Origin of the sequence: Thermoanaerobacter sp. RKWS2 (assembly GCF_026240795.1) — a bacterium.
GTDB lineage: Bacteria > Bacillota > Thermoanaerobacteria > Thermoanaerobacterales > Thermoanaerobacteraceae > Thermoanaerobacter > Thermoanaerobacter ethanolicus.
The window spans coordinates 514,457-539,205 of record NZ_CP110888.1; the positions used below are offsets into that span (position 1 = coordinate 514,457).

A 24,749-nucleotide genomic window follows, 5' to 3' on the forward strand; every position below is an offset into this window, starting at 1 on the left:
TGGTTATAAAAAAGGCCTATGATGAAATCATCATAGGCCTTTTTGCACTCTTTTGAATATGTCTTTTAAATTTATAGTGAGGTCATCGAAGATACTCACTTTTATGCTATCATCTTCTGAGTAGGTTTTAACTATTCTGTAACGTCCATCTTCAAGGATAAACACCATAACGACTTTTTGCTCAGGTTCGACTATCCAATATTCCTTTACTCCCGCTTTTTCGTATAGATTAAATTTTTCTACCTTATCTTTTCTTGCAGTAGATGGTGATACAATTTCTACAATTAAGTCAGGAGCTCCTTTACATCCTTCATCATCTAACTTTGATTCGTCACATACGACCACTATATCCGGTTCAACGATAGTCTTTATTTCTTTATCACTTTTTTCATTGCCAGAAGGAAACCTTACACCAAAAGGTGCACTGTATACTCTACAACTTTTATCTTTCAGATATACAGAAAAAGCAGTTAATAGTTCTCTTGAAATTTCTTGGTGAATTCTCGATGGAGGTGTCATCATAAAAGGCTGTCCATTAATTAATTCAATTCTTTCTTCCTCTGGCCACATCAAAAGGTCACCATAAGTATATACCTTATCTTCTTTTGGCAATGGCATTATCAGAAACCTCCAATTTAAATATATTTTTATTATTCCTTAACTTTAATTATAAATTATTTTTCAAATAATTCAATGAAAAACGAGGGTGCGATTTAAAGATATATGTGAAATTATCAATAATTAGTTATTGACAAACTGCAAAATAGATTATATAATATTCGTAAACGAATACTAAATTACGGCGTGTTACTGCAAAAGCAGGCATGAGCCGGTGAAGGTGTTATTACCTTGCCGGCTCTTTTTGTTTAAATGCCTGAAAAATAAAAATAAGGAGGTTTTTATATGAAGTGGTTAGCAAGTGTTCAAAAACTTGGTAAAGCCTTAATGCTTCCAGTTGCTGTGTTACCTGCAGCTGCGTTGCTTTTGAGGCTTGGCGCACCTGATGTTTTCAACATTCCTTTTATTATGCAAGCAGGTGCAGCGGTATTTGACAATTTACCTCTCATCTTTGCTATAGGTATTGCAATAGGTTTTGCTGATGGAGATGGTGTAGCAGCTCTTGCCGCAGCAGTTGGCTATTTTGTACTGACAAAAGGTGCGACAACTATAAACAAAGATATCAACATGGGAGTTTTAGGCGGTATTTTAATGGGTATCATAGCCGGTTATCTGTATAACAAGTATCATGATATTAAACTTCCTGATTTCTTAGGCTTCTTTGGTGGAAAAAGATTTGTGCCTATTGTAACAGCTTTCGCGGCAATTGTGTTAGCTTTTGCAATGGGATATGTATGGCCTCCAATACAGAATGGCATATATGCTGTAGGTGAATGGATAATTGGAGCGGGAGCACTTGGAGTATTTGTATATGGTGTACTCAATAGGCTTTTGATTCCTTTTGGACTTCATCACGTTATAAACAGTCTTGTCTGGTTTGTATTTGGTACTTTTAAAACAGCAGCTGGCAAAGTTGTAACTGGGGATTTAAACAGATTCTTTGCAGGTGACCCAACAGCAGGAACATTTATGGCAGGGTTTTATCCTATTATGATGTTTGGGCTTCCAGCAGCAGCACTGGCTATGTTGGCGGCAGCAAAGCCAAACCAAAGAAAAGCTGTGTCTGGTGTGTTAATAAGTGCAGCTCTTACAGCATTTCTAACAGGTATTACAGAGCCTATTGAATTTTCATTTATGTTCTTGGCGCCAGTACTTTATGTAATACACGCTCTTTTGACAGGTTTATCTCTTGCTATAACTTATGTTCTTGGTATAAAGGATGGCTTTGGCTTTTCAGCTGGTCTCATTGACTATATCTTAAGCTATGGTATAGCTACAAAACCTCTTTTGCTCCTTCTAATAGGTATAATTTATGGTGCAATATACTATGTAATTTTCTACTATATAATAGTGAAATTCAACCTGCCAACTCCTGGCAGATTAGAAGAAGAAGCTGTTGACCAATATGCAGACATGTCAAAATCAGAACTTGGTGATATTGCTGCACAATACGTAGAAGTATTGGGTGGAGCAGAAAACATCCAGTCTTTGGAGGCTTGCATAACAAGGTTGCGCTTGACTGTGAAAGACGATACAATAATAGACGATGATAAACTTAAAAAATTAGGAGCAACAGGTGTTATGAGAATGGGCAAAAATGCATTGCAAGTAATTGTTGGTACAAAAGCTGATTTGATTGCACAAGAAATGAAAAAACACATGAAAAAAGCAGGAGGTAAAATTTAAGGTGAAAATGTTTTAGGCGGCCGTAAACTGGCCGCCATCAAAATTATTTTAAGAAGTTTGAAATATATGGGTATAATAAGATATTATAAAAAATACAGAAAGGGATGGTATACATGTTTAACATATTTAAAAAGAAAAAATACGTAGATATATATTCTCCTATTAATGGCAGATTATTAAAAATTGAAGATGTCCCAGACCCTGTGTTTTCTCAAAAAATGGTAGGAGATGGAGTGGCATTAGAACCTAAAGAAGGTATAGTATATTCACCGGTTAATGGCACTATTATACAATTATTCCCTACAAAACATGCTTTGGGAATAAAAACAGAAGAAGGTTTGGAGGTACTAATTCATATTGGGATGGATACAGTAGAAATGAAAGGAAATGGATTTGAAAGTTTTGTTTCCGAAGGTGAAAAAGTCAAAGTAGGAGATAAGTTGATAAAATTTGATATGGAATTGGTTAAAAAAGAACACCCATTGACATCTCCAATTATTATTACTAATATGGATATAGTGGATAAAATTGTAAAAGAACCTGATGGTGAGGAAGTAAAAGCTGGAAACACAAAGGTTATGAGAGTATACCTCAAGTAAAAAGTGAGGTATTGATTATGTATCGAGTAATAAAAGTTCTTAACAATAACGTGTGTATGGCAAAGGATGATAAAAATGTGGAATGCATAGTTGTGGGAAAAGGTATAGGATTTGGCAAAAGACCGGGTGATATTATTGAAGAAGATAAATTAGAGAAAATATTTTATGTACAAGAGGATGTTAATAAGATTAAATTTTCTGAGTTAATGGAAAAGATAAGAGGAGATGTAATAGGGATTGCAGAAGAAATAATAGCGATGGCAGAAAGAATAAAAAGCAAAAAACTTAATGAGCATATACACATTGCACTTGCTGATCACATTGCCTTTGCGATTGAAAGAATAAATATGGGAATAGAAATAAAAAACCCTTTTAATATAGAAATAAAAGCTTTGTATAAAGATGATTATAATATTGCATTAAAAGCGCTGGAATTGATAAATCAAAGACTTAACATTTCACTTCCTGAGGATGAAGCAGGCTTTATAGCTCTTCACTTGCATGCTGCTTTAGAAAATGCTGGTTTATCAAACACTTTAAAAAATACTAGATTGGTATCTCAATTAGTGTCAACAATTGAAAACCACCTAGGGAAACATATTGACAGGGATTCGATTGATTATCTAAGGCTTGTAACTCACTTGCGTTTTGCTATTGATAGATTAGAAAAAAATTCACCTGTGGTAAATGAACTTTTAGCCTCTATAAAGAAAAAATTCAAAAAAGCTTATAATATAGCAACACAAGTAGCAAAAGTAATAGAAGATACGTTAGGAAAGAAAGTGCCTGAGGAAGAAATAGGATATATTGCAATACACATTCAGCGATTAATCAATACTATTTAACAAACCCGAACTAAAAGTAATTTTAGTTCGGGTTTTGCAATTTTTATAATACAAAATTGCAAAATACTATTGACTTTATAAGGGGTTACATATAAAATATGTTATAAAGAGTTTTTGAAGGGGGAAGTGAAATGACTTTTAAAAAAGGCAAACCGGTCTATATTGTAGACACTACTTTGAGGGACGGAGAGCAAACTGCTGGTGTTGTATTTGCAAATAACGAAAAAGTCAGAATTGCGCAAATGTTAGATGAAATTGGAATAGATCAATTAGAAGTAGGCATTCCCACAATGGGGGGATGAAAAGGAAACAGTTGCAAAAATTGCAAAGCTTGGGTTAAAAGCCAGTATAATGGCATGGAATAGAGCAGTTGTAAAAGACGTTCAGGAATCTTTGGAATGCGGCGTTGATGCTGTTGCAATTTCTGTGTCTACTTCTGATATTCACATTGAGCACAAACTTAAGAAGTCAAGGCAATGGGTTTTGGACAATATGACAGAAGCAGTTAGGTTTGCCAAAAAAGAAGGTGTATATGTTTCTGTCAACGCAGAAGATGCTTCTCGTACGGATATGGATTTTCTTATTGAATTTGCAAAATGCGCAAAACAAGCAGGAGCTGATCGTTTGAGATTTTGCGACACTGTAGGATTTTTAGATCCTTTTAAAACATATGATATGGTCAAGGCAATAAAAGAAGCTGTTGACATTGATATTGAAATGCATACTCATAACGACTTTGGGATGGCTACTGCCAATGCTCTTGCAGGTATGAAAGCAGGGGCAAAGTTTATAGGAGTTACAGTAAACGGCCTTGGCGAAAGAGCCGGAAATGCTGCTTTAGAAGAGGTTGTAATGGCATTAAAGCACGTCTACAAAATAGATTTAGGAATAGATACAACTAGATTTAGGGAAATTTCTGAATACGTTGCTTTGGCCTCAGGAAGACAGTTACCAGCATGGAAAGCTATAGTTGGAACAAATGTCTTTGCCCATGAGTCAGGTATTCATGTAGATGGTGCCCTTAAAAATCCTCACACATATGAAATATTTAATCCTGATGAAGTAGGCCTTGAAAGACAGATTGTGATAGGCAAGCATTCTGGCACTGCGGCTCTTATAAATAAATTTAAAGAATACGGCAGAGTTTTAACAGAAGAAGAAGCAAATCAACTTTTGCCTCATGTCAGAAAATTAGCTATACAGCTTAAGAGGCCGCTTTTTGATAAAGAGCTCATGTACCTTTATGAGGATGTTATCAAAAACAGAGAAAAGGCTATATAAAATTATGTTACAGGAGTGAAGGCAATGAATCTTACACAGAAAATACTATCTTCTCACCTTGTCGAAGGAGAAATGAGAAAAGGTCAAGAAATAGCCATTAAAATTGACCAAACTTTGACTCAAGACTCCACTGGTACCATGGCGTACCTACAATTAGAAGCTCTTGGGATAGACAGAGTAAAAACTGAGCTTTCAGTTGCTTACATTGACCACAATACATTGCAGCAAGGTCCTGAAAACGCAGATGACCACAGATACATCCAGACTGTTGCAGCAAAATACGGCATATATTTTTCAAGGCCGGGAAATGGCATTTGCCATCAAGTGCATCTTGAAAGATTCGGAAGGCCAGGGAAAACTCTTTTAGGTTCTGATAGCCATACGCCAACAGCAGGTGGGTTAGGAATGTTAGCTATAGGTGCAGGAGGCTTAGATGTTGCTTTGGCTATGGCGGGAGAGCCTTACAGGATTATTATGCCTTCCATTGTCAATGTAAGGCTTACTGGGAAACTTAGACCTTGGGTATCGGCAAAGGATGTGATATTGGAGCTTTTAAGAAGACTTACTGTAAAAGGTGGAGTTGGAAAGATTTTTGAATATTCAGGGGATGGGGTAAAAACTCTATCAGTACCCGAAAGAGCTACAATTGCCAGCATGGGGGCGGAATTAGGAGCTACTACTTCAATTTTTCCCTCAGATGAAAGGACTTATGAATTTTTAAAAGCCCAAGGAAGAGAAGATGCATTTGTGCCTTTGGCTGCCGATGAAGATGCAGAATACGATGAGGTCATTGAAATAAATCTTGATGAACTAGAACCTTTAGTAGCACTCCCTCACAGCCCTGATAATGTTGTAAAAGTTAAAAACGCAGGAAGGCCAAAAGTTGACCAAGTTGCTATAGGGTCATGCACAAATTCCTCTTATGCTGATTTAATGAAAGTTGCTTCCATATTGAGAGGCAAGGTTATTCCAGAACATGTAAGCCTTGTAATTGCTCCTGGTTCAAGACAAGTTCTTAACATGCTTGCAAAAAATGGTGCACTTTCAGACCTGATATCGGCAGGTGCAAGAATACTCGAAAGTGCTTGTGGACCTTGTATTGGCATGGGTCAAGCTCCCGCAACAGATGCAATTTCGATTAGAACCTTTAATAGAAACTTTTACGGCAGAAGTGGTACCAAGTCAGCGTCAGTTTATCTCGTAAGCCCTGAAGTTGCTGCTGCTGCAGCTTTGACAGGGTATTTAATAGATCCGAGAGAGTTAGGGGAAGCACCTGAAGTACCTTATGTGGAGAAATTTGAAATTAATGATAATATGATTATAAAACCGCCAGAGGATAGGGAAAAGGTGGAGATAATAAAAGGACCTAATATAAAGCCATTTCCTCTCAATACACCTCTTTCTGATATAGAAAAGAGGGTGCTAATTAAAGTAGGAGATGACATAACTACAGACCATATAATGCCTTCAAATGCTAAATTGTTACCCTTAAGGTCTAATATCCCTGAGCTTGCTAAACACTGTTTCGAAATAATAGATGAAAACTTTTCTAAAAGGGCAATGGAATGGGGCGGTGGCATAATTGTCGGTGGAAGCAACTATGGACAAGGCTCTAGCCGAGAACATGCGGCATTGGCTCCACTTCAACTGGGAGTAAAGGCTGTGATAGCAAAGTCATTTGCGAGAATACACAAAGCAAACCTTATAAATAGTGGAATTCTTCCTCTTACTTTTGTAGATGAAAAAGATTATGAAGACATTGAGGTTGGGGATGTTTTAAAGATAGAAAATGCGGTAGAACAAGTAAAAAGAGGCGGCAGGATAACAGTGAAAAACCAAACAAAAGGTACAACCTTTGAAGTAGATCTTGAGGTTTCAGATAGAAACAGAGAAGTACTCATAGCAGGTGGCATGATAAATTATGTAAAAAGTAAAAAGAAAACAAATTAAGGCACTTACTATAAAGTAGGTGCCTTGGTTTTTTACATATTTACTGATTTATTGTTTTCATCTACAAATATTACTTTAGGCTTATAATTTTTGGCTTCCTCATCCTCCATTATTGCATAAGATATTATGATGATTATATCGCCTACCTGACATAGTCTTGCTGCTGCGCCGTTTATACATATTGTACCTGAGCCTCTTTCGCCTTCTATTGCGTAAGTGTCAAATCGTGCACCGTTGTTGATGTTTAAAACTTGTACTTTTTCATTTGGCAGTATATCAGCAAGTTCCATTAAATTTTTATCAATTGTTATGGAACCCTGGTAATTTAAGTTGGACTCTGTTACAATTGCTCTGTGTATTTTAGATTTCATCATAAACCTTTGCATTATATATTTTCCCCCACAATAGATTATCTATAAGCCTTGTTGTCCCAATAAAGCAAGCTATTGCAATAAGTGCTTTATCTTTTATATAAGTTAAGTCTTCTAATGTATCAGGATGAACGCAGGAGACATATTGCACTTTGCATAAAGGCTCTGAGTTTAAGACTTCATTTACTTTTTTATTATAGTATTAGCATTTCTTTCGCCATTTAGAAGTAATTTTTCAGCTTCTTTTAAAGATTTCGAAAGTATTAAAGCTGCTTTTCTTTCTTCAGGATTTAGATAGACATTTCTTGAACTCATTGCTAAACCATCAACTTCTCTTACAATAGGCGCTTTGATTATTTCTACAGGGAAATTTAAGTCTTCCACCATTTTCTTTATTACTGCAACTTGTTGGGCGTCTTTTTGTCCGAAAACTGCTATGTCTGGGGTGAAAATGTTGAATAATTTTGCTACAACTGTTGTGACGCCTTTAAAATGACCGGGCCTGAAAGCTCCACAAAGTTTATCAGTAATTTTATCTACATTTACTGTTGTGAGAAGTTCAGAAGGATACATTTCCTCTACAGAAGGAGCAAAAACAAGGTCACAGCCTTCTTTTTCAAGAAGTTTTAAATCCCTTTCCAGGTCTCGAGGATATCTATCAAAGTCTTCATTAGGTCCGAATTGAATTGGATTTACAAATATGCTTACAGATACAAAATTTGAATGCTTTTTTGCAATTCTTACGAGGGACAAATGGCCTTCGTGCAAATATCCCATTGTAGGTACAAGTCCAATTTTTTTACCTGACAATTTTTGTTCTTTAATTATATTTCTTACATCACTAATTTTATCTGTTACTATCATTTATTCTCCCTCTTTTCTAAAGTAAGAATGTTCTTCATCTGGAAATAAACCTTGTTGTACTTCTTTAATGTAGGCATTTATGCCCTCTATCATTATTTTTTCAATATCTGCGTATTGTTTTACAAATTTAGGCCTATGACCTTGTGTTATACCTAACATGTCATGGGTGACGAGGATTTGGCCATCGCAGTAAGGACCTGCTCCTATTCCAATAGTTGGAACTGAAATATTTTCTGCAATGTCTTTTGCAAGCTCCATTGGGATACTCTCAAGCACTAGGGCACATATGCCGGCTTGTTCTAATACTTTTGCATCGTTAAAAATTTTTTTGGCTTTTTCTTTTTCTTTGCCTTGGACTTTATATCCTCCCAATTGATGTACTGATTGAGGAGTAAGTCCGAGATGGCCTACCACCGGTATTCCTGCATCTACTATAGTTTTGACTATGGAAGCTATTTCTTCTCCGCCCTCCAACTTTACGGCGTGAGCTCCGCCTTCTGCAATAAGCCTTGCAGCATTTGCCATAGTCTGTTCTTTTGATATGTGATATGACATAAAAGGCATGTCGGCAACTACAAAGGCACGATTTACTGCCCTTGAAACGGCTTTTGTGTGATGTATCATGTCCTCCATTGTGACAGGTATTGTGCTTTGGTATCCTAAAACCACCATTCCAAGGGAATCTCCTACTAAAATCATGTCAATTCCGCAATTATCGAGGATTTTAGCTGTGGGGAAGTCATAAGCAGTTAAAGCTACAATCTTTCTTCCTTCTTTCTTAAATTTCCTTAGTGTGAGAGTTGTTACTTTTTCCTCCATTTAATATACCCTCCAATTCAAAATATTTTTCATTGTTAAAACTTCCTTTTTCATAAGCAATCTCAAGAGTTAATTTACCCAAACTTTTATAAAGCTCTTCAAGACTTGGATCTTTTATATTTTCAAGATGAAGATTTACAGTGTTTACATCCCCTCTTGCTATAGGACCTGTCAAAGCATCAGTTGTGCCTTTTTCTTTTATATTTTTTAAAGTTCCCTCCATTAAAGGGATTAAGGCATCAGGATAATTTTCAAAAGGAAAACCTGATTCTTTTAGAAGAAGCAAACTAAATTTTGAAAGAGCTACAAGGTAATTTGAGGCTACAACACAAGCAGCATGATAAAGGGGTCTTACTATATTGTTTAAAACTATGTATTTACCTGATATTTTATTTACAATTTCTTTTCCAATTTCAACTGCTTTTTCATCCCCTTCTAAAGTGAAATAGGATTTTGGGAGAAGTTCTAAAGCTGATGATACAGAGGGACACGTTTGTATAGGATGCAATACCATGATAAAATTATTTTCATCTTTAAGAGGGTTTAAAACTTCTAAATTTAAAGCTCCACTTAAATGAGCAAAAGTTTTTTCTTTAAGTATTTCCTTGTACTGACTTAAATTATTTACTACTTCTGGTATGCTGTTGTCATTTGTGCTTATTATAATTACATCAGAATTTGTAATGACCTCTTCATAAGAAGAAAAGACACTGGATTGTGTAAATTCAGCCGATTTTTTGGCTGATTCTAAATTCCTGCTTAAAAAACCTGAAATATTAATACCATTTTGGGATAACAAAAAAGCGAGGCTTGTTCCTACAACGCCAGCCCCGACAAATCCAATTTTCAATAGTTTTCCCTCCTTTTAATTAAGACAAAAAACCTTCCACGGATGGGAAGGTAAATCTTCTTTATTTCCCGTCCCGGTCTTGTGATCCTGGCGGGGCATATAAGCCCTATTAAGTTTTTATGAAGTGTGTGGTTCTATGAAGATACCACCACTTTTAAAATAGCACAATGGGGTTTTGTAGTCAATAAAGACAATTACTATTCTAGCTTCCTTGCAAAAATGAGATAACCTGTGTGACCTACCATCAGGTCTTCTGGCCTTAACCTTTGAGGGATTAATTTATATTTTCTAAGCATAATTTCACTGACTTCTGAAATATAAAACCCATTTTTTTCAAGTGCAGCTAAACTTTCAGATACTTGATTTGTAGTGGGAACTAATATTCCTAAGTGTCCTGCAGGTTTTAGTGCTTTTCTTACTTCTTCTAAAACTTCCCATGGTTTTCTAACATCTAAGAAAAATGCGTCCAAATCTCTTTCTTTGATTCCATCATTTATAGATTTATTGTACATTATGACATTGTCAAATTCCAAAAATTCGCTGAGATTTTTTTGTGCAAGCTTATAAAATTCCTCTCTTTGTTCATATGTATATACTCTTCCATAAGGTCCCACAGCGCGAGAGAGGTATACAGTGAAAGCTCCAGAACCTGTTCCTGCTTCACCTACTCTTTTGCCTGGAAAAATGTCAAGGCGCATTGCTATGTAAGCTCCCTCTTTTGGATAGACAATTTGTGTTTGGCGCTTTAAGGAGTGCATTATGTAGTCAAAAGTATCACAATTAAGTACGTAATATTTTACTCCGTGTACTTCAAAACTATTGCCGGGTTTTATTTGGGACAAAAAATCTGTATCAATTTGACCTTTTGGCAGTCCTATTTTAGAGGTAGAGGATAGATCAACTACTTTTTTAAAATTATCTGGCCCTATTATTACTCGTTTTGTAGTGATTTTTGAATCCACATTTTATTCCCCCTTTCTTTTAAAAGGGTTTTTTATGCCTATATTATAACACATTATATTATAAAGTTACAGATTAAAGGATATTTTCAAGAGTTGGTTTTTCATTTTGGGGTATATGTCTTATTAACATTTTAATAGCTTTAAGCTGTGCCATGCTTAAATCTTTGTTTTTTGTTTCTACATAGCTTTTTAATTTTTCCATGTTTATTTCTATTTCGTCAATTTCTCTATGTTCTATCAGTATTGCCCATTTCTTGTCTATATTTTTCCATTCTTTTTCTGCTTTATCTATGTTTTTCTTTGCTTCAGTCCAGTTTTCCTTTTCTATATTTTGTTGAACTATTGTCAGCATTTTATCTAAATTTTCAGAGGTTTTATCAAGGTAGTTAAAAGATACAATATCTAAAAGCAGGACGAAAGCGACAATGGATATCATCAAAGGAACTACATATCGCACATTTAACCTTCCTTTCTGTAAACAGTCAAAACTTTATTGGTATCTAAAGAGGCAAAAAGCACTTCTTTGACATTTTGTATTTTCCACATTTTAAGTTGTGCGTTTAGCCATTCCATGTCAATACCCGCTTTTTGCATATTTTGGTGCATAATTCTTCCATCAATTATTATTGGAAGAGGCAAGCCTTCGTATTGAGGTGTCAAATTTAAATCTTGTGGTGTAACTGGTCTTTTATTGGATTTTGGTATTACGCTTAAACTGCCATTTGTTTCGAGTATTGCGTATTCTACATCAGCTATGTTAGGATATCCCTTGACTCTTAACTCTTCCAAAAGGTCATTTATGTTGTACCTTTCTTTTTGGAGCTGAGATGTAAGGATTTTTCCGTTTTCAACTAAAATTGTAGGAGTACCACAGATTATAGCCCTGGCTCGCAAACTTTTTATTGACAAATAAGATAAAAAAAGCTGAGAGACTAATAAGGTTAAAATAGGTATAATACCTGATACAAGAGGTATCCCTTTGTTTTGCATAGGAATTGCCACTAAATCTGCTATCATGATTGCTACAACTAACTCGTAGGGTTGAAGCTGACCTATTTGCTGCTTTCCTGAGATTCGCATGAATATTACGACGAGAACATATAAAATTATTGTGCGAAAAAACAGTATCAGCATATTTTCACCCTTTCTAAGTTTTCCATATATAGTATTGTTGAAGGGTTTTGAAAATATTCATTTACATTTATTCTAATCTTTAGCAATAAAGTTTGTTAAAAAACTTTTTGTAATGTAAAATTTTCAGTGGTAACGTTTTATAACAATTTATGATATAGTATGTAAATTTACAAACTGTTATAATATAGATGAGGGATAAATAAAAAATAGGGGTTGAAGAATATGTATAAACTTTTTGTCACAGATGCTGATGGGAGCTTATTAAATAGTAATTCTGAAATCTCTGATAAAAATAAAGAAGCAATAAAAGAGGTGATTTCAAGGGGAGTCATTTTTACTATTGCTACTGGACGTATGTTTTCTTCTATACTACCTTATGCTCTTGAGCTTAATATTAATGCTCCAGTGATTTCTTATAATGGTGCTTTAATAAAAGATATTTATACTAAAAAGGTGTACTATTACAATCCTATACAGACAGAAGATGCGATATTTGCGATAAGATTGTTAAAAGAAATTGGATACCATATAAACCTCTATATCGATGATGAGCTATACGTGGAAGAAATAACTGATAGAGTAGAGTGGTACCTTTCTTTTAACAATGTTACTGTAAATGCGGTGGGGAATTTAGAGGAATTTCTTAAAAGGACGGGAGGCGTGACGGCTAAAATCTATGCGATAAATGATATGAAAAATCCTATTTCTATTGATGCAGAAATTTACGACGAAATTTCAAAAAGATTGACCATTTCTACTTCTGGAGGAGGACATTTAGAGATTAATGCAAAAGGAGTAAGCAAGGGAAATGCTTTAAAAACTCTTGCCAATATGTACAGTATAAAAAGAGAGCAGGTAGTGGCGATTGGAGACAATCTAAATGACCTGTCAATGATAGAATATGCAGGATTGGGAGTAGCTATGGGGAACGCTCCTGACATTGTAAAAATAAAAGCGGATTATACAACTTTATCAAATGATGAAGATGGAGTTGCTCATGTAATAGATAAATTTTTCTTAAATAAAAAGACAGTAGCTGTATAGTAACAAGTTTAAACAAAAGGGAATAAAATATATTACCGCGAGGCGGTAATATATTTTTTTATTTTAGGTGATGACCATGGAAGGTATGGTTATAAAATTTATCAGTTTGGTTATTATATTTGTTGGGATTTTATATATGTTATTCTCTTTTTTGCCTCTATTTTGCGAAAAAGAACAAAAAAGAGAGTTAAAAGATGAGTCAGTCAAAAAAATTCATGAAAATGAATGAAAAAAATTGAAAAAATCTATTGACAAAATTCTTTTTAAAAAGTAAAATAACATAAAGCGAAAACGATTAATCCTGGGAGTGATGTGCAATGAGTGCAACGATAAAAGATGTGGCGAGAGAAGCAAAGGTTTCAATTGCTACGGTTTCTAGAGTGTTAAATAACAGTGCTGTTGTTACAGACGAGACGAGACAGAGAGTATTAGAGGCTATAAAAAAGACGGGATATAAGCCTAATGCGTTAGCTCGTAGTTTAAAGATCCAAAAGACTCATACTATAGGGCTTATAGTTCCTGATATTTCTAGTACTTTCTATCCTGAGGTAGTTAGAGGGATAGAGGATATTGCGGCGATGTATAATTATAACATATTTTTGTGTAATACTGACCAAAAAGAGGAAAAGGAAGTCAAATATATAGAAATATTAGGAGAAAAGCAAGTAGACGGGATTATCTTTATGGGGGATATTGTAAGGGATAGTGTTATACAAACGTTTAACGAATTTGGTGTACCAGTGGTGCTGGCAGGTACTCAGGACAAAGATAAGAGATTTCCTAGTGTTATGATTGACAATGAAAAAGCCGCATACGACGCAGTAAAATATTTGATTTCTTTAGGGCATAAGAGAATAGGTATGATTTCAGGGCCTATGCATGACCCTATAGGAGGGCTTCAAAGAATTGAAGGTTACAAAAAAGCTCTCGAAGAACACGGCATAAAATATGACCCTGAATTAGTAGTAGAAGGAGAGTTTAAAACTCGCAAAGCGTATTTAGCTATGCTAAAGCTTTTGGAATACAAGGTAGATGCAGTGTTTGCAGCATCAGATGATATGGCTGCTGCTGCCATAAACGCCATATTTGACTCAAACCTTAAAGTGCCCGAGGATATCCATGTAGTGGGGTTTGATAATACTTACATTTCTACTATTTTTAGACCGACAATTACTACAATACAACAGCCTGCTTATGATATAGGGGCTGTGAGCATGAGGCTTTTAACTAAGCTTTTAGCAAAAGAACCTATTGAAGAAATGCATGTTATTTTGCCTCATCAGTTGATTGTAAGAGAATCTACTGGCTTTGGAGAAGAAAAAATAGCCGTTAAGGCTATTTTTTTTGTAAATTATTATGATATACTGGTGTCAGGGGGAGGTTTAGATGGAAAAATTGTTGATTATAGACGATGAAGAGATGTTTGTAAAAGGTTTAAAACTTTCTTTAGAAGAAGAAGGGTTTGAAGTTGATACTGCCTACGATGGAGAAGAAGGGCTTGATAAGGTTCGTTTAGGGAATTATGACCTTGTAATTTTAGATATTATGCTTCCTAAGTTAGACGGTTTTTCAGTGTGTAGAGAGATAAGGACTTTTTCAAATATTCCCATAATTATGCTTACTGCAAGAGGAGATGATATTGACAAGATTGTAGGGATAGAAATAGGAGCTGATGATTATTTAGCGAAGCCCTTTAATACTAGAGAGCTTATTGCACGAATAAGAGCACTTTTAAGAAGAGCTACAAATCCTTATACTAAGAGGAAAGACGAAATAAGAAGGGGAGAACTTTATATAAATATTCCAGAAAGAGCAGTTTACAAGAGAGGCAAGAGAATTGAGCTTACAAATAAAGAATTTGAAATTTTAGTGTTGTTAGCTTCTAATCCAGGAAAAGTCTATACGAAAGATAAATTGTTAGACTTGATATGGGGATTTGATTTTTACGGTGATACTAATACTGTTACAGTGCATGTGAGAAAACTTAGAGAGAAAATTGAAGATGACCCTGCAAATCCTCAATATATTTTCACCAAATGGGGTGCAGGATACTATATGAAGTAAAGGTGATAAGATGAGTTTAAGGTGGAAAATCTTTTCTTTATATTTGATAATTTTAATAATTTCATTGGCATTAACTGGGTTTTATCTTTACCGTTATATTGAAAAAAGCTATTTAGACAATGTCAGAGTCAATAATTTAATGCAAGCCAATATGGTATCTAATTTTGTATCAAGATTTGTAGGAACCTCTTCTTCTTATCTGATTGAGCCCACTATAATGGAGTATGCAAAACAAATAAATTCAAGGATACTTTTTACTAATATAAATGGAAAAGTATTGGTAGATTCTGCTTCCTCAAAGGAATTTGAAGGAAAAGTAATAAAGGATTACAGCGATATAAACGAGGCTTTAAATGGCAAGGGTTCTACAAGTATTCATGATATAAATGGTGTAGGTTGGGCGATGTATACTGCAGTCCCCGTTATAGCAAAAAACAATGTAGTAGGGGCAATACTTATATCTTCTTCTATAGATAACATAATAGACCTTTTAAACTCTATAAAGTATCGCATGATATATACTTTTACAGGTATTGGATTTTTGGTAAGCCTTTTAAGCCTTTTAGTGGCTTCTTACATTACTAATCCTTTAAAACGATTAACAGAAGCAGCAAATATTTTATCTCAAGGGAAATTGGATTATAAGGTGGACGTAAAAAGTAATGATGAAATAGGAAAATTGGCGAGAGCTTTTAATAAAATGAGTTTAAGCCTTATGCAGATTGATGAAGAGCGCAAAAGATTTGTTTCAGATGCATCTCATGAACTTAAAACTCCTCTTGCGTCAGTAAAGGCTTTGGTTGAATCATTAATAGATAGCAGAAATGAGGATGTACATTTTTATAAAGAAATATTGAGGGATGTGGACAGTGAAATTGATAGGATGACAAGACTAGTTAACGACCTATTAGAGTTGGCAAGAATGGACAAAATTAAATCAGTGAGAGTGAAGAAATGCGAAATTAGTGAAATCATATTGGACGTCATAGAAAGTCTCGCTCCGCTTGCAAAGGCAAAAGAAATAAACCTTGCTTTTCAAGGCAAAAGTAATGTCTTCGCAGAAGTGGATGCGGATAGATTTTACAGAATGGTGTATAATATAGTAGAAAATGGAATAAAATACACCTATAATGGTGGCAATGTCATAGTGGGTTTGGAGGAAGATGAAAATAATATTTATTTAACAATTGCTGACAACGGAATAGGTATAAGTGAAGAAACTCTTCCCAAAATATTTGACAGGTTTACAAGAGGAGATACCGCAAGGTCTAAAAAGAGCGGTGGTTTTGGCTTAGGACTCGCTATTGCTAAAGAGATAATAGACATTCATGAAGGCAAAGTCACAGTGGAAAGTAAAGTGGGAGAAGGAACTGTATTTAAAATTTCCCTGCCCAAAAAGAAAAAGGATTAAGCTTTTTTAATGATTTTTTTATGTTTATTTAATGTTTATGTAACAAAAGTATAGTAAGATTAAACTAGAGGGAGGGAATAAAAGTGAAAAGAATTGCCTTAGTATTGATAGGTTTATTTATTTTGACACTGTCGGGGTGCTTTGCGAAAGTTAATAGCAATGATGAAAATGCCCCTATAAATCCAAAGCCTATGGTACAAGACGTGTCAAAAGAGATTTCTCTTTATTTTTTAAATGATAAAATGAATGGACTTATTTTAGAAAAAAGGCTTATTTCTAAGGATGCTGATGTTTTAAAACAAGTTGTAATTGAAATGATTAAAGGGCCGACAGATGAATACGCAAAACCGGTATTCCCTAGTGGCACAAAGCTAATCTCTATAGAATTACAAGAGGGAACTGCTTTTGTAAATTTATCCAAAGAATTTTTACAAGACAGTGAAGATGAAGAAATAGACAAATTAAGAGTTGCGGCACTCATAAATGCTTTGACCGATATACCTGGAGTTGACAGTGTTCAAATACTGGTAGAAGGAAATAAAATTGATGCGGTAGGGAAATATAAAATAGGTTTAGATCCTTTAAAAAGAATGATATTAATAGGAGATGTATACAATAACCCAGATAGGATAAAGAAATTACAAGAGAGAGCAGATTTAGGAAAAGAAACATGGCGTTTTGACCCTATCCAACTCCTTAGAAAAGAAGGCGGGATAATAGGGATTGGAAGTGAAGATGATTTGACTTTAAAAAGCGAAGATAATGGTGTAGCTTATGTAGAGGCGATACACGATAACAAAATGTACAGCATAACATTGGTTCAGCCTCTTGGTAAAGGGAGTAACTATATTTGGGTTATAGACAATGTCAAAGCCAAGTTTACTCAAATACCTGAAGCAAATCCTCTTAAAGGAGAATCTTTCATATACGGTATAGTGAAGGCTATTGACTATCAAAACAGAATTATAACAATTGAAAGAGAATACCAGGACTCTCAGGACGTAAGAAATCAAGTAGGGCCGGATATAAAGGTATTGCCTGATGCTATTATACATTTTCAGGCGAAAGTAGGTTATGACAGCCAAGGAGGATTTAAGTATGCGGAAAAAGACATAAACTTTGCAGAAATAAAAATAGGTGATGAACTGGGTATAATACTAAATAAAGATAAAGAAGCGAGGGCTATAATAGTTTCGGATAGAAGTAACATATCTTATGAGCCTAACATAAAAGTAATATCTCCTGTAAGAAACAATGTTGTGACAAGCCCATTTAAAGTAATAGGCAAAGCGAGAATATTTGAAGGGAATGTAAATATAAGGCTTGTTGACAGCAATGGAAATGTTTTAAATGAGACTTTTGTACAAGCAAGTAATGCTGCTCCTTCTTGGGGAGATTTTGAAGCTATAATTTCTTATAAACCATTGAAAGAGCCTCAAAACGGTATTCTTCAGGTCTTCTCTTTAAGTCCTAAAGATGGTTCTGTGCAAAACCTCGTTTCTATCCCATTAAAACTTAAGTGAATTTAGTATTTCAAGGCTAATTGAATACTTTTGGCAATTACTTCGGCTATGTCAAATACAAACCCTAATCTTACGGAATTTAAAGGAATTGAGTCATATACATCGACAATGCCTACTATTGAAATATCTCCAACAGGAGGAAGCATTTTCCCCACACCTTTTCCAGGGTACAGTGGGGCTTTTTTTATTGAGATTTTTCCTATACTTTCTTTGTCTCCCAACGAAGCATCTATAGCTATAATTTTACTATTAGGATGCTTCTTTTTTATGTATTTTATATTTTCTTCTAAGTTCATAGCATGAATCGGAGACTTTAATGTGCCGTAAACGAAATAATTTGATGGAATAGTTTTGGAAAGCAAGTCACCCACAATAGGTCCTAATGAGTCGCTTATGAATTTGTCTGTGCCGATACATAAAAAAATTGAATTAGGACTTAAATATGTACTTAAAAAATTTGATATGAAATAAATTGCATTTGAGTCGTCATATTTAAGTCTTAATTCCTCCATATATAAATAGCCTCCTTTAAAATAAGCTGAATTAAAACCTTTATGATAAGTAATAATAAAAATGTGCAATATTAATGAAAGGAATGGTTGTTGATGAAGGGGTTAAAATATTTGGCTTTGATTACTGCAATTGCTCTTTTTACTACTATGTTTATGTTGAAGACAAAGTTTGAAGAACCTATTTATTTTTCTCAACAAGATTTGTGGGATAAAAGTGAAAACCAACTTACAAAAGAAAATGAGACAGTTTGCAAAGAAGAGCAAACTGCCAGTTCAAAAGTAGATAAAGAAGAAAAAGAAATGGCAAAAAGAAATCAAGGAAGTGAAAATGCCAGAAAAGTAAGGATTTTTAAAGAGAAAATGTTAGAGGACCTGCTTAAACAAAAAAACAGAGAAGTTTATGATTTGGAAAATAACAAAAAAACGCAAAAGGAAAATAGTGGGGATGACAACATAATAATTACTCCAGAAAAGATTTTACAAGTGCAAAATGAGATGGAACCTTCACAAAAAATCAAAGTAATGAATATTATCCTTAAATTAGGAACAGATGATATGAACGAAATTATGAAAATGGCTCAGAAGGGTTTGACACAGAAGGATAATGACAAAATAATGGAAATATTAAAAAATAAGCTTTCCTCTGAAGATGTTCAGTACCTTGTAGAAATAGCAAATGAATATTTTGCAAAAAAATAAACCCCTCCTTAAAATTAGAAGGGGTTTTAAATTTCGCTAAATTTATTTATTTATAAGATTTTTAAACTGATAGTTTACTTCTTTGCCGTTTACCATTACAGAAATGAAGCCAAAGTCATTGTATATGTCATTTGTATTGCCTTCTACGTCTGTACCATAAGTTGTGATGTATCTTATTTCATCATTTAAAGTAGTGTAAAACTTGCTTTTGCTGTTATATATAATCCACACATTTTTACCTGTATTTTTGTTAAATTCTTTTAGAGTCTCTTCAAATAAAGTAGCTTCTTTTACGTCTTTAAAACCATCACTTCCCCATACTGGTTTAGGAAGTATGACAAAAAGGTTATCTCCTTTTACGTTGCTGAGCTGTTCTTTAAACCAAGTCCATTGGTTTTTATCAGGACTTAAAAGACTTCCACTGCGATTGTTAAGGGCAATAAATGTTGAATTGTTATAATTATATACCTCATACTTCTCATTGGTGGTAATGTATTTAACCTTCAAATTATTTAAAACTTTTTCATCTACATCTCCTAAAAATATAGCCAGTGGGTATTCTTTGTTTGCAATATCAGCCGCTTTTAAAGATATTTGCAACTTCAAAAGGGTATTGTATTTTGTATCACCAAATACCATAAATTTAAAAGAATTAGAAGTATTTTTCACAGGCACTTCTTTGTTAGCTGGGTCTATTTGTGTAAACTCTGTAACTTTAGGAAGTACTGACGTGTCAAATTCTGAACCTTGCCCTACTTTAACGGGTAAAATGGCTTTTTCTCCCAGTATATTTGCGACAAGTGCACCACTCGCATCGAAATTAGAGGATATAAATACTCCCTTACTATCTATATTGCCAATGTTGTTATAAACATCCCAAGTGATATCTTGCGGTTCTATTAAAGCTCTGTAGCCTTTTATGTTCTTTGCAGTGACTGTTATGGGTACTGCTTTGTTTTTATCAACGACTATATTAGCTGGATTAAATCGTATGTCTACAGGTTTGTCAAGTGAAGTTATCTTGATAGTCCCAATAGCATTTCCTACTCTTGCAGTTATAACACCTTCTCCTACGCTTGTTGGCATAAAAGCATTACCACTAAATACTCCAGTAATTCCACTTACTGAAAACAAAACTTCTTCAGGATTAATTATGACAGGATTGTAATTTTCATCGTATCCTTTAACTGTAATTGTCCTGTGAAGTCCTTTAAACACGTTAGTATCTGATACTTCTAATTTTAAAGCGTATAGATTTCCCTTAGGAGCTGTGTTAAATATTCCTATTCCATTTGCTACTTTTCTTTCATAGCCTTCAGGAGCATAATTTGCAAGTTTAGCGTCAGTATCCCCTATTGGTCTTATTGCCATTTGTGTTGACCCGCCACCGTCTAAGTTTAAAGCATCATATGCACCTAAGGATATCATTAAATTTGCCATTTCTGTTTGTGTCATTCCACGGCTTGAAGTACCGTCAACAGTGGCGATGATCAAATATTTTTTGCCTTGAGTATAGCCTATTGCTGTTCGTGCTGTGTAGCCTTTTATTTCATGAGTGAAAGGCGCAATTTTTCCGTCTTTTACAAGGATTGTGCCGCCACTTACAGCCATTTTGAGATTTTGAAAGGGAGGATTTGTATTTATGTCTTTTTGTATTATATCTCCTGGCTTTAAAGTGAGTAAATTTTCACCTACATAACCTGCACCAGCCAACACATATCCGCCTTGTGGTATTTCGACAGAAGGCTGTCCTTGACGCACTTCTAATACTCTGTCATTTTCATCTACAACGACTTCTACCAATTGAGGTACATTTTCATTTGCTCCCGGAGATGTTGTAAACCAATCCCTTGTGTACATTACTAAATACTCAAAAGTATTGCTTATTTTATTTATTGCGGCAAGAGGAAGTTTCGTGCCGTTTGGAAGAGTAACGGACATACTTTTTGACCAATATTCTATAGAGGGAACTCCATTTGCGTCAATGGAGAAAGTGGCCAGTTTACTCTCATTTGAAGGGTCTGTTATTAACTTTCCATCTTTTACTGTTGCTCCTATTACGAATCCTGTTTTTGTATCGAAGAAATCGCCGTTCACAGCAGCCACAGCACCATAAGAATTTGCCATTTCACGCACTGGCATTCTATCCTTTATGCCAGTAGGATTGAAAATTACTGATACATCAGTATATTTATCAGTTAAGTCCACTTTTAACACGTTAATGTTTATCCATCCTTCAGTCGTAAAATAGGTTATATTTTTATGTACTACTCCTTTACTTAAATTTTGTGCAAATTCTTTTGCCTCAAGGATTGTATATGTATCGGCCTTTACATTTTGCATTGGAAAAGCTAAAAATAGTAGAAGAGAGCTGATGCATAAAGATAAGATTTTTTTAATTCTCAATTATATCCCTCCAGTTGGTTTTTATTGTGTTTTTACAGGTTAATTGTACCATTGCATTATTACAGGTGTATTACAAAAACATAAATATTTGGTTAATATATTATTATTTGCTGAGTAGATAAAGTTAAAACATTAAGCTTATCCTAAGGATAGAGTTAGTTTGAAGAAAAAATTCAAAAAATTCTTTGCTTCTATTTTAAATCAATTGATTTAAAATATGACGTATTCTTAAAAAATTTAAAGATTACAAGCGATAAATCAATAAAACGGCCATTTTTAAGCTTCTATGCCTATTGTGAAATTTCATTTTTTCTATTATAATTTATTTCGTCACTGATGTCGGGATGTGGCGCAGTTGGTAGCGCACGTGCTTTGGGAGCATGGGGTCGGGGGTTCAAGTCCCTCCATCCCGACCATTGTGGTCGTATAGCTCAGCTGGGAGAGCACCTGCCTTACAAGCAGGGGGTCATAGGTTCGAGTCCTATTGCGACCACCATTTTCAAAAAATTAAATATTGTGGAGGGATACCCAAGTGGCCAAAGGGGGCAGACTGTAAATCTGTTGGCTGTCGCCTTCGATGGTTCGAATCCATCTCCCTCCACCATTGAAAAAAAGACCGAGAGGTCTTTTTTTATTTTTCTCCTTCAAATATCTTGACATGGTAAAAAAGTGTAGTATAATATTATTTGAAAGAGAAAATAATTATTTATTAATAAAAATTTGATTAAGGAGGAATCTTTTATGAGAGAAATGACGAGACACAATCTTAGTGAAGCCTATGCAGGAGAGAGCCAAGCTCACATGAGATATCAAATTTTTGCTGATGTAGCTGAAAAAGAAGGCAAACCTAATATTGCAAGACTTTTCAGGGCTATTTCCTATGCTGAATTGGTACATGCCACAAATCATTATAAAACTCTTGGAGAAGTTGGAAATACAGTAGAAAATCTTGAAAAAGCTATAGAAGGGGAAACCTTTGAAGTAGAAGAGATGTATCCTGCTTATAATGCTGTTGCAGAACTTCAAGAGGAATCTGGAGCTAAAAAAAGCATACATTATGCTATTGAGGCTGAAAAAATACATGCAAAATTGTACACTGAAGCAAAAGAAGCAGCATTAAAAGGAGAAGATATAAAGATATCAAAAGTTTACATATGTCCTGTTTGCGGATATACCTCTGTTGATGTATTGCCAGAAAAATGTCCTGTATGTGGAGTTCCTGGAGAAAAATTTGTAGCATTTTAAATATAATTTTTTAAAGAAAAGAGCATGTTTTAGCATGCTCTCAGACTGTAGACAAACTTTCGTAAAGGAGATATTTTGCATAAGGAGCGACTTGTTACAAAGCGGTAACAAAACTTAGCAAGACCGAGGGTGGAGGCAGGGCCAAAGCCATGGATGGCGAAGGCGGGCACCTGAGGCAAGGAGGCCGATTGTGCCCGGTACCCTGCCGGAGCCCGAAGGTCGAGCTTTAGTTTTGTCGCTTTGGAACATCGGAGCGACGATGCAAAATATCTCCTTTGAATATTTTTTAACTTTGTCAACAAACTGAGAGCATGTTTTAGCATGCTCTTTTTTGATGCAAAAATATTTGACATAGTAGATAAAGTGTGCTATAGTAGACATCAGAAAATTTAATAACATGCTCTTATCAAGAGAGGTGGAGGGAAAGAGCCCGATGAAACCCAGCAACCTGTCCTATCGGACAAGGTGCTAATTCTCTCAGAAGCATGCTTCTGAAAGATGAGGGTATGGGCCTCTTCTTTTGGAAGGGGTTTTATTTTGTTTTTAAGGAGGAATAGAAAAAAATGCGTAGACTGTTTACATCTGAATCAGTCACTGAGGGGCATCCTGATAAAATTTGTGATCAGATTTCTGACGCAATATTAGATGAAATTTTGAAAAAAGATCCCTATGCCAGAGTTGCTTGTGAGACTGCTGTAACTACCGGTTTGGTTTTAGTAATGGGTGAAATTACTACAGATTGTTATGTAGACATACCGAAAGTTGTAAGGAAAGTAGTAGAAGAAATTGGCTATACTAGAGCAAAATTCGGCTTTGACGCTGATACTTGTGCGGTTATCACTTCTATTGATGAGCAATCACCGGATATTGCCCTCGGTGTGGACAAGGCATTAGAAGCTAAAAGAGGAGAACTTTCAGATTCGGAAATTGAGGCTATTGGCGCTGGAGACCAGGGTTTAATGTTTGGTTTTGCTTGCGATGAAACAGAAGAATTAATGCCTATGCCTATAATGCTAGCTCACAAGCTTGCAAGAAGACTGGCGGAAGTTAGAAAGAACGGGACATTAAGCTATTTAAGACCAGATGGTAAAACACAAGTAACAGTAGAGTATGAAGATGACAGGCCTGTGAGGGTAGATTCTGTTGTAGTATCAGCTCAACATGCACCTGAGATTGATCACGATACTATTGAAAGAGATATTATTGAACATGTAATAAAACCCATAATTCCCGAAAATATGATAGATAATAAGACTAAAATTTTTGTAAATCCCACAGGAAGGTTTGTAATTGGTGGACCTCAAGGTGATAGCGGACTTACAGGAAGAAAAATTATTGTAGACACCTATGGCGGATATGCAAGGCACGGGGGCGGAGCTTTTTCTGGTAAAGACCCTACAAAAGTTGATAGATCCGCAAGTTATGCTGCAAGATATGTGGCAAAAAATATTGTGGCAGCAGGACTTGCTAAGAAGTGTGAAGTGCAATTAGCTTATGCGATAGGTGTTGCTACACCTCTTGAAATAGGTATTGATACTTTTGGCACAGGTAAAATATCAGATGAAAAGATTTCGGAAATTGTAAAACAAGTTTTTGATTTAAGACCTGCAGCTATAATTAGGGATTTAGATTTAAGAAGACCTATTTATAGACAAGTTGCAGCTTATGGCCACTTTGGAAGACACGACTTAGACCTCCCATGGGAGAAAACAGACAAAGTAGATATATTAAAAAAGTTGGCAGGAATATAAATTTGAAAGCCCGGGTAAACCCGGGCTTATGGCATTTTTTATATATCTTTTTTAATGCCATAGAATTTATGTTTTGTAAACGCTTCGCTACCTTAATTATACCACAAAAATTGAA

At 34.9% G+C, this 24,749-nt stretch carries 20 protein-coding genes, 3 tRNA genes, 3 pseudogenes and 1 riboswitch; of the genes and pseudogenes, 16 read left to right on the forward strand and 10 right to left on the reverse strand.

From position 1 onward, the window contains the following. Positions 1-30 precede the first annotated feature (30 nt). Positions 31-618 carry a Uma2 family endonuclease gene (locus tag OEI98_RS02555; RefSeq protein ID WP_004402528.1) on the reverse strand — a complete coding sequence of 196 codons (588 nt, stop codon included), beginning with the start codon at positions 616-618 and terminating at the stop codon, positions 31-33. A gap of 285 nt (positions 619-903) precedes the next feature. Between OEI98_RS02555 and nagE the strand changes: the two genes are divergently transcribed. The 5 genes and pseudogenes from nagE (at position 904) to OEI98_RS02580 (ending at position 6,979) form a co-directional block, all read left to right on the forward strand. After that, on the forward strand, positions 904-2,304 hold the full coding sequence (gene nagE, locus OEI98_RS02560) for an N-acetylglucosamine-specific PTS transporter subunit IIBC (protein WP_004402526.1): 1,401 nt from the start codon (positions 904-906) through the stop codon (positions 2,302-2,304). A 113-nt stretch (positions 2,305-2,417) separates the two neighbouring features. Then, positions 2,418-2,903: a PTS sugar transporter subunit IIA gene (locus OEI98_RS02565; protein WP_003869252.1), complete on the forward strand. Its 486-nt coding sequence runs from the start codon at positions 2,418-2,420 to the stop codon at positions 2,901-2,903. A gap of 17 nt (positions 2,904-2,920) precedes the next feature. Beyond that, positions 2,921-3,748: a glucose PTS transporter transcription antiterminator GlcT gene (gene glcT / locus OEI98_RS02570; protein ID WP_004402524.1), complete on the forward strand. Its 828-nt coding sequence runs from the start codon at positions 2,921-2,923 to the stop codon at positions 3,746-3,748. A gap of 131 nt (positions 3,749-3,879) precedes the next feature. Then, positions 3,880-5,029: pseudogene (nifV, locus tag OEI98_RS02575) on the forward strand (homocitrate synthase). Positions 5,030-5,053: 24 nt separating this feature from the next. Next, the gene (locus OEI98_RS02580) at positions 5,054-6,979 is read left to right on the forward strand and encodes an aconitate hydratase (RefSeq protein WP_266039426.1); all 1,926 of its coding nucleotides are present in this window, start codon (positions 5,054-5,056) and stop codon (positions 6,977-6,979) included. A 32-nt stretch (positions 6,980-7,011) separates the two neighbouring features. Here the strand turns inward: OEI98_RS02580 and panD are convergent, their stop codons facing one another. The 7 genes and pseudogenes from panD to OEI98_RS02615 all read right to left on the reverse strand — a co-directional run bounded on the left by panD (position 7,012) and on the right by OEI98_RS02615 (position 11,979). Beyond that, positions 7,012-7,365: an aspartate 1-decarboxylase gene (panD, locus tag OEI98_RS02585; RefSeq protein ID WP_266039427.1), complete on the reverse strand. Its 354-nt coding sequence runs from the start codon at positions 7,363-7,365 to the stop codon at positions 7,012-7,014. Continuing rightward, positions 7,340-8,214 (reverse strand): annotated as a pseudogene (gene panC, locus OEI98_RS02590) (pantoate--beta-alanine ligase). The gene panD and the pseudogene panC overlap by 26 nt, the downstream one beginning before the upstream one ends. Continuing rightward, positions 8,215-9,033, reverse strand: coding sequence for a 3-methyl-2-oxobutanoate hydroxymethyltransferase (gene panB, locus OEI98_RS02595; RefSeq protein ID WP_266039428.1), 819 nt, complete (start codon positions 9,031-9,033; stop codon positions 8,215-8,217). Beyond that, the gene (locus OEI98_RS02600) at positions 8,993-9,883 is read right to left on the reverse strand and encodes a Rossmann-like and DUF2520 domain-containing protein (RefSeq protein ID WP_266039429.1); all 891 of its coding nucleotides are present in this window, start codon (positions 9,881-9,883) and stop codon (positions 8,993-8,995) included. The genes panB and OEI98_RS02600 overlap by 41 nt, the downstream gene beginning before the upstream one ends. 197 nt (positions 9,884-10,080) lie before the next feature. Beyond that, positions 10,081-10,845, reverse strand: coding sequence for a tRNA (adenine-N1)-methyltransferase (locus OEI98_RS02605; RefSeq protein WP_004402502.1), 765 nt, complete (start codon positions 10,843-10,845; stop codon positions 10,081-10,083). 73 nt (positions 10,846-10,918) lie between these two features. Beyond that, the gene (locus OEI98_RS02610; protein WP_003869261.1) at positions 10,919-11,302 is read right to left on the reverse strand and encodes a DUF4363 family protein; all 384 of its coding nucleotides are present in this window, start codon (positions 11,300-11,302) and stop codon (positions 10,919-10,921) included. 2 nt (positions 11,303-11,304) lie between these two features. Further along, positions 11,305-11,979, reverse strand: coding sequence for a YetF domain-containing protein (locus OEI98_RS02615; RefSeq protein ID WP_003869262.1), 675 nt, complete (start codon positions 11,977-11,979; stop codon positions 11,305-11,307). 222 nt (positions 11,980-12,201) lie between these two features. Between OEI98_RS02615 and OEI98_RS02620 the strand changes: the two genes are divergently transcribed. From OEI98_RS02620 to OEI98_RS02640, 5 genes and pseudogenes are all read left to right on the forward strand, one after another. Next, positions 12,202-13,023, forward strand: coding sequence for a Cof-type HAD-IIB family hydrolase (locus OEI98_RS02620; RefSeq protein WP_004402492.1), 822 nt, complete (start codon positions 12,202-12,204; stop codon positions 13,021-13,023). A 317-nt stretch (positions 13,024-13,340) separates the two neighbouring features. After that, positions 13,341-14,345, forward strand: a pseudogene (locus OEI98_RS02625) (LacI family DNA-binding transcriptional regulator); the annotation flags it as partial. A 64-nt stretch (positions 14,346-14,409) separates the two neighbouring features. After that, positions 14,410-15,087, forward strand: coding sequence for a response regulator transcription factor (locus OEI98_RS02630; RefSeq protein ID WP_006569135.1), 678 nt, complete (start codon positions 14,410-14,412; stop codon positions 15,085-15,087). Between the two features lie 10 nt (positions 15,088-15,097). Next, a complete protein-coding gene (locus OEI98_RS02635) occupies positions 15,098-16,498 on the forward strand; it encodes a sensor histidine kinase (RefSeq protein WP_003869267.1) in 1,401 nt (466 codons plus the stop codon). Positions 16,499-16,581: 83 nt separating this feature from the next. Next, positions 16,582-18,021: a Gmad2 immunoglobulin-like domain-containing protein gene (locus OEI98_RS02640; protein WP_003869268.1), complete on the forward strand. Its 1,440-nt coding sequence runs from the start codon at positions 16,582-16,584 to the stop codon at positions 18,019-18,021. A 2-nt stretch (positions 18,022-18,023) separates the two neighbouring features. Here the strand turns inward: OEI98_RS02640 and yyaC are convergent, their stop codons facing one another. Next, positions 18,024-18,533, reverse strand: a complete 510-nt coding sequence (yyaC, locus tag OEI98_RS02645; protein WP_006569132.1) for a spore protease YyaC — start codon at positions 18,531-18,533, stop codon at positions 18,024-18,026. A gap of 93 nt (positions 18,534-18,626) precedes the next feature. On the opposite strand from yyaC, the gene OEI98_RS02650 reads away from it, so the two are divergent. Then, complete coding sequence (locus tag OEI98_RS02650; protein ID WP_266039432.1) at positions 18,627-19,232, forward strand: hypothetical protein; 606 nt, start codon at positions 18,627-18,629, stop codon at positions 19,230-19,232. Between the two features lie 42 nt (positions 19,233-19,274). On the opposite strand, the gene OEI98_RS02655 is transcribed toward OEI98_RS02650, so the two are convergent. After that, positions 19,275-21,638: a phosphodiester glycosidase family protein gene (locus OEI98_RS02655; protein WP_266039433.1), complete on the reverse strand. Its 2,364-nt coding sequence runs from the start codon at positions 21,636-21,638 to the stop codon at positions 19,275-19,277. A gap of 340 nt (positions 21,639-21,978) precedes the next feature. On the opposite strand from OEI98_RS02655, the gene OEI98_RS02660 reads away from it, so the two are divergent. From OEI98_RS02660 to metK, 5 genes are all read left to right on the forward strand, one after another. After that, positions 21,979-22,054: transfer RNA gene (locus OEI98_RS02660), tRNA-Pro, on the forward strand. A gap of 4 nt (positions 22,055-22,058) precedes the next feature. Next, positions 22,059-22,134, forward strand: a tRNA-Val gene (locus OEI98_RS02665). A 22-nt stretch (positions 22,135-22,156) separates the two neighbouring features. Beyond that, positions 22,157-22,242: transfer RNA gene (locus tag OEI98_RS02670), tRNA-Tyr, on the forward strand. A 137-nt stretch (positions 22,243-22,379) separates the two neighbouring features. Next, the gene (locus OEI98_RS02675) at positions 22,380-22,883 is read left to right on the forward strand and encodes a rubrerythrin family protein (RefSeq protein WP_003866895.1); all 504 of its coding nucleotides are present in this window, start codon (positions 22,380-22,382) and stop codon (positions 22,881-22,883) included. 400 nt (positions 22,884-23,283) lie between these two features. Then, positions 23,284-23,388, forward strand: a riboswitch (SAM riboswitch). 58 nt (positions 23,389-23,446) lie between these two features. Further along, positions 23,447-24,634, forward strand: a complete 1,188-nt coding sequence (metK, locus tag OEI98_RS02680) for a methionine adenosyltransferase (protein ID WP_266039437.1) — start codon at positions 23,447-23,449, stop codon at positions 24,632-24,634. The last annotated feature ends 115 nt before the right edge of the window (positions 24,635-24,749 follow it).

What these genes read in the sequence shown, in the direction of transcription:
- OEI98_RS02630 (WP_006569135.1), top strand. Translation starts at nt 14,410, where the DNA reads ATGGAAAAATTGTTGATTATAGACGATGAAGAGATGTTTGTAAAAGGT.
- yyaC (WP_006569132.1), bottom strand. Translation starts at nt 18,533, where the DNA reads ATGGAGGAATTAAGACTTAAATATGACGACTCAAATGCAATTTATTTC.
- panB (WP_266039428.1), bottom strand. Translation starts at nt 9,033, where the DNA reads ATGGAGGAAAAAGTAACAACTCTCACACTAAGGAAATTTAAGAAAGAA.
- OEI98_RS02555 (WP_004402528.1), bottom strand. Translation starts at nt 618, where the DNA reads ATGCCATTGCCAAAAGAAGATAAGGTATATACTTATGGTGACCTTTTG.
- OEI98_RS02565 (WP_003869252.1), top strand. Translation starts at nt 2,418, where the DNA reads ATGTTTAACATATTTAAAAAGAAAAAATACGTAGATATATATTCTCCT.
- OEI98_RS02620 (WP_004402492.1), top strand. Translation starts at nt 12,202, where the DNA reads ATGTATAAACTTTTTGTCACAGATGCTGATGGGAGCTTATTAAATAGT.
- panD (WP_266039427.1), bottom strand. Translation starts at nt 7,365, where the DNA reads ATGCAAAGGTTTATGATGAAATCTAAAATACACAGAGCAATTGTAACA.
- OEI98_RS02580 (WP_266039426.1), top strand. Translation starts at nt 5,054, where the DNA reads ATGAATCTTACACAGAAAATACTATCTTCTCACCTTGTCGAAGGAGAA.
- nagE (WP_004402526.1), top strand. Translation starts at nt 904, where the DNA reads ATGAAGTGGTTAGCAAGTGTTCAAAAACTTGGTAAAGCCTTAATGCTT.
- glcT (WP_004402524.1), top strand. Translation starts at nt 2,921, where the DNA reads ATGTATCGAGTAATAAAAGTTCTTAACAATAACGTGTGTATGGCAAAG.
- OEI98_RS02675 (WP_003866895.1), top strand. Translation starts at nt 22,380, where the DNA reads ATGAGAGAAATGACGAGACACAATCTTAGTGAAGCCTATGCAGGAGAG.
- OEI98_RS02650 (WP_266039432.1), top strand. Translation starts at nt 18,627, where the DNA reads ATGAAGGGGTTAAAATATTTGGCTTTGATTACTGCAATTGCTCTTTTT.
- OEI98_RS02615 (WP_003869262.1), bottom strand. Translation starts at nt 11,979, where the DNA reads ATGCTGATACTGTTTTTTCGCACAATAATTTTATATGTTCTCGTCGTA.
- metK (WP_266039437.1), top strand. Translation starts at nt 23,447, where the DNA reads ATGCGTAGACTGTTTACATCTGAATCAGTCACTGAGGGGCATCCTGAT.
- OEI98_RS02635 (WP_003869267.1), top strand. Translation starts at nt 15,098, where the DNA reads ATGAGTTTAAGGTGGAAAATCTTTTCTTTATATTTGATAATTTTAATA.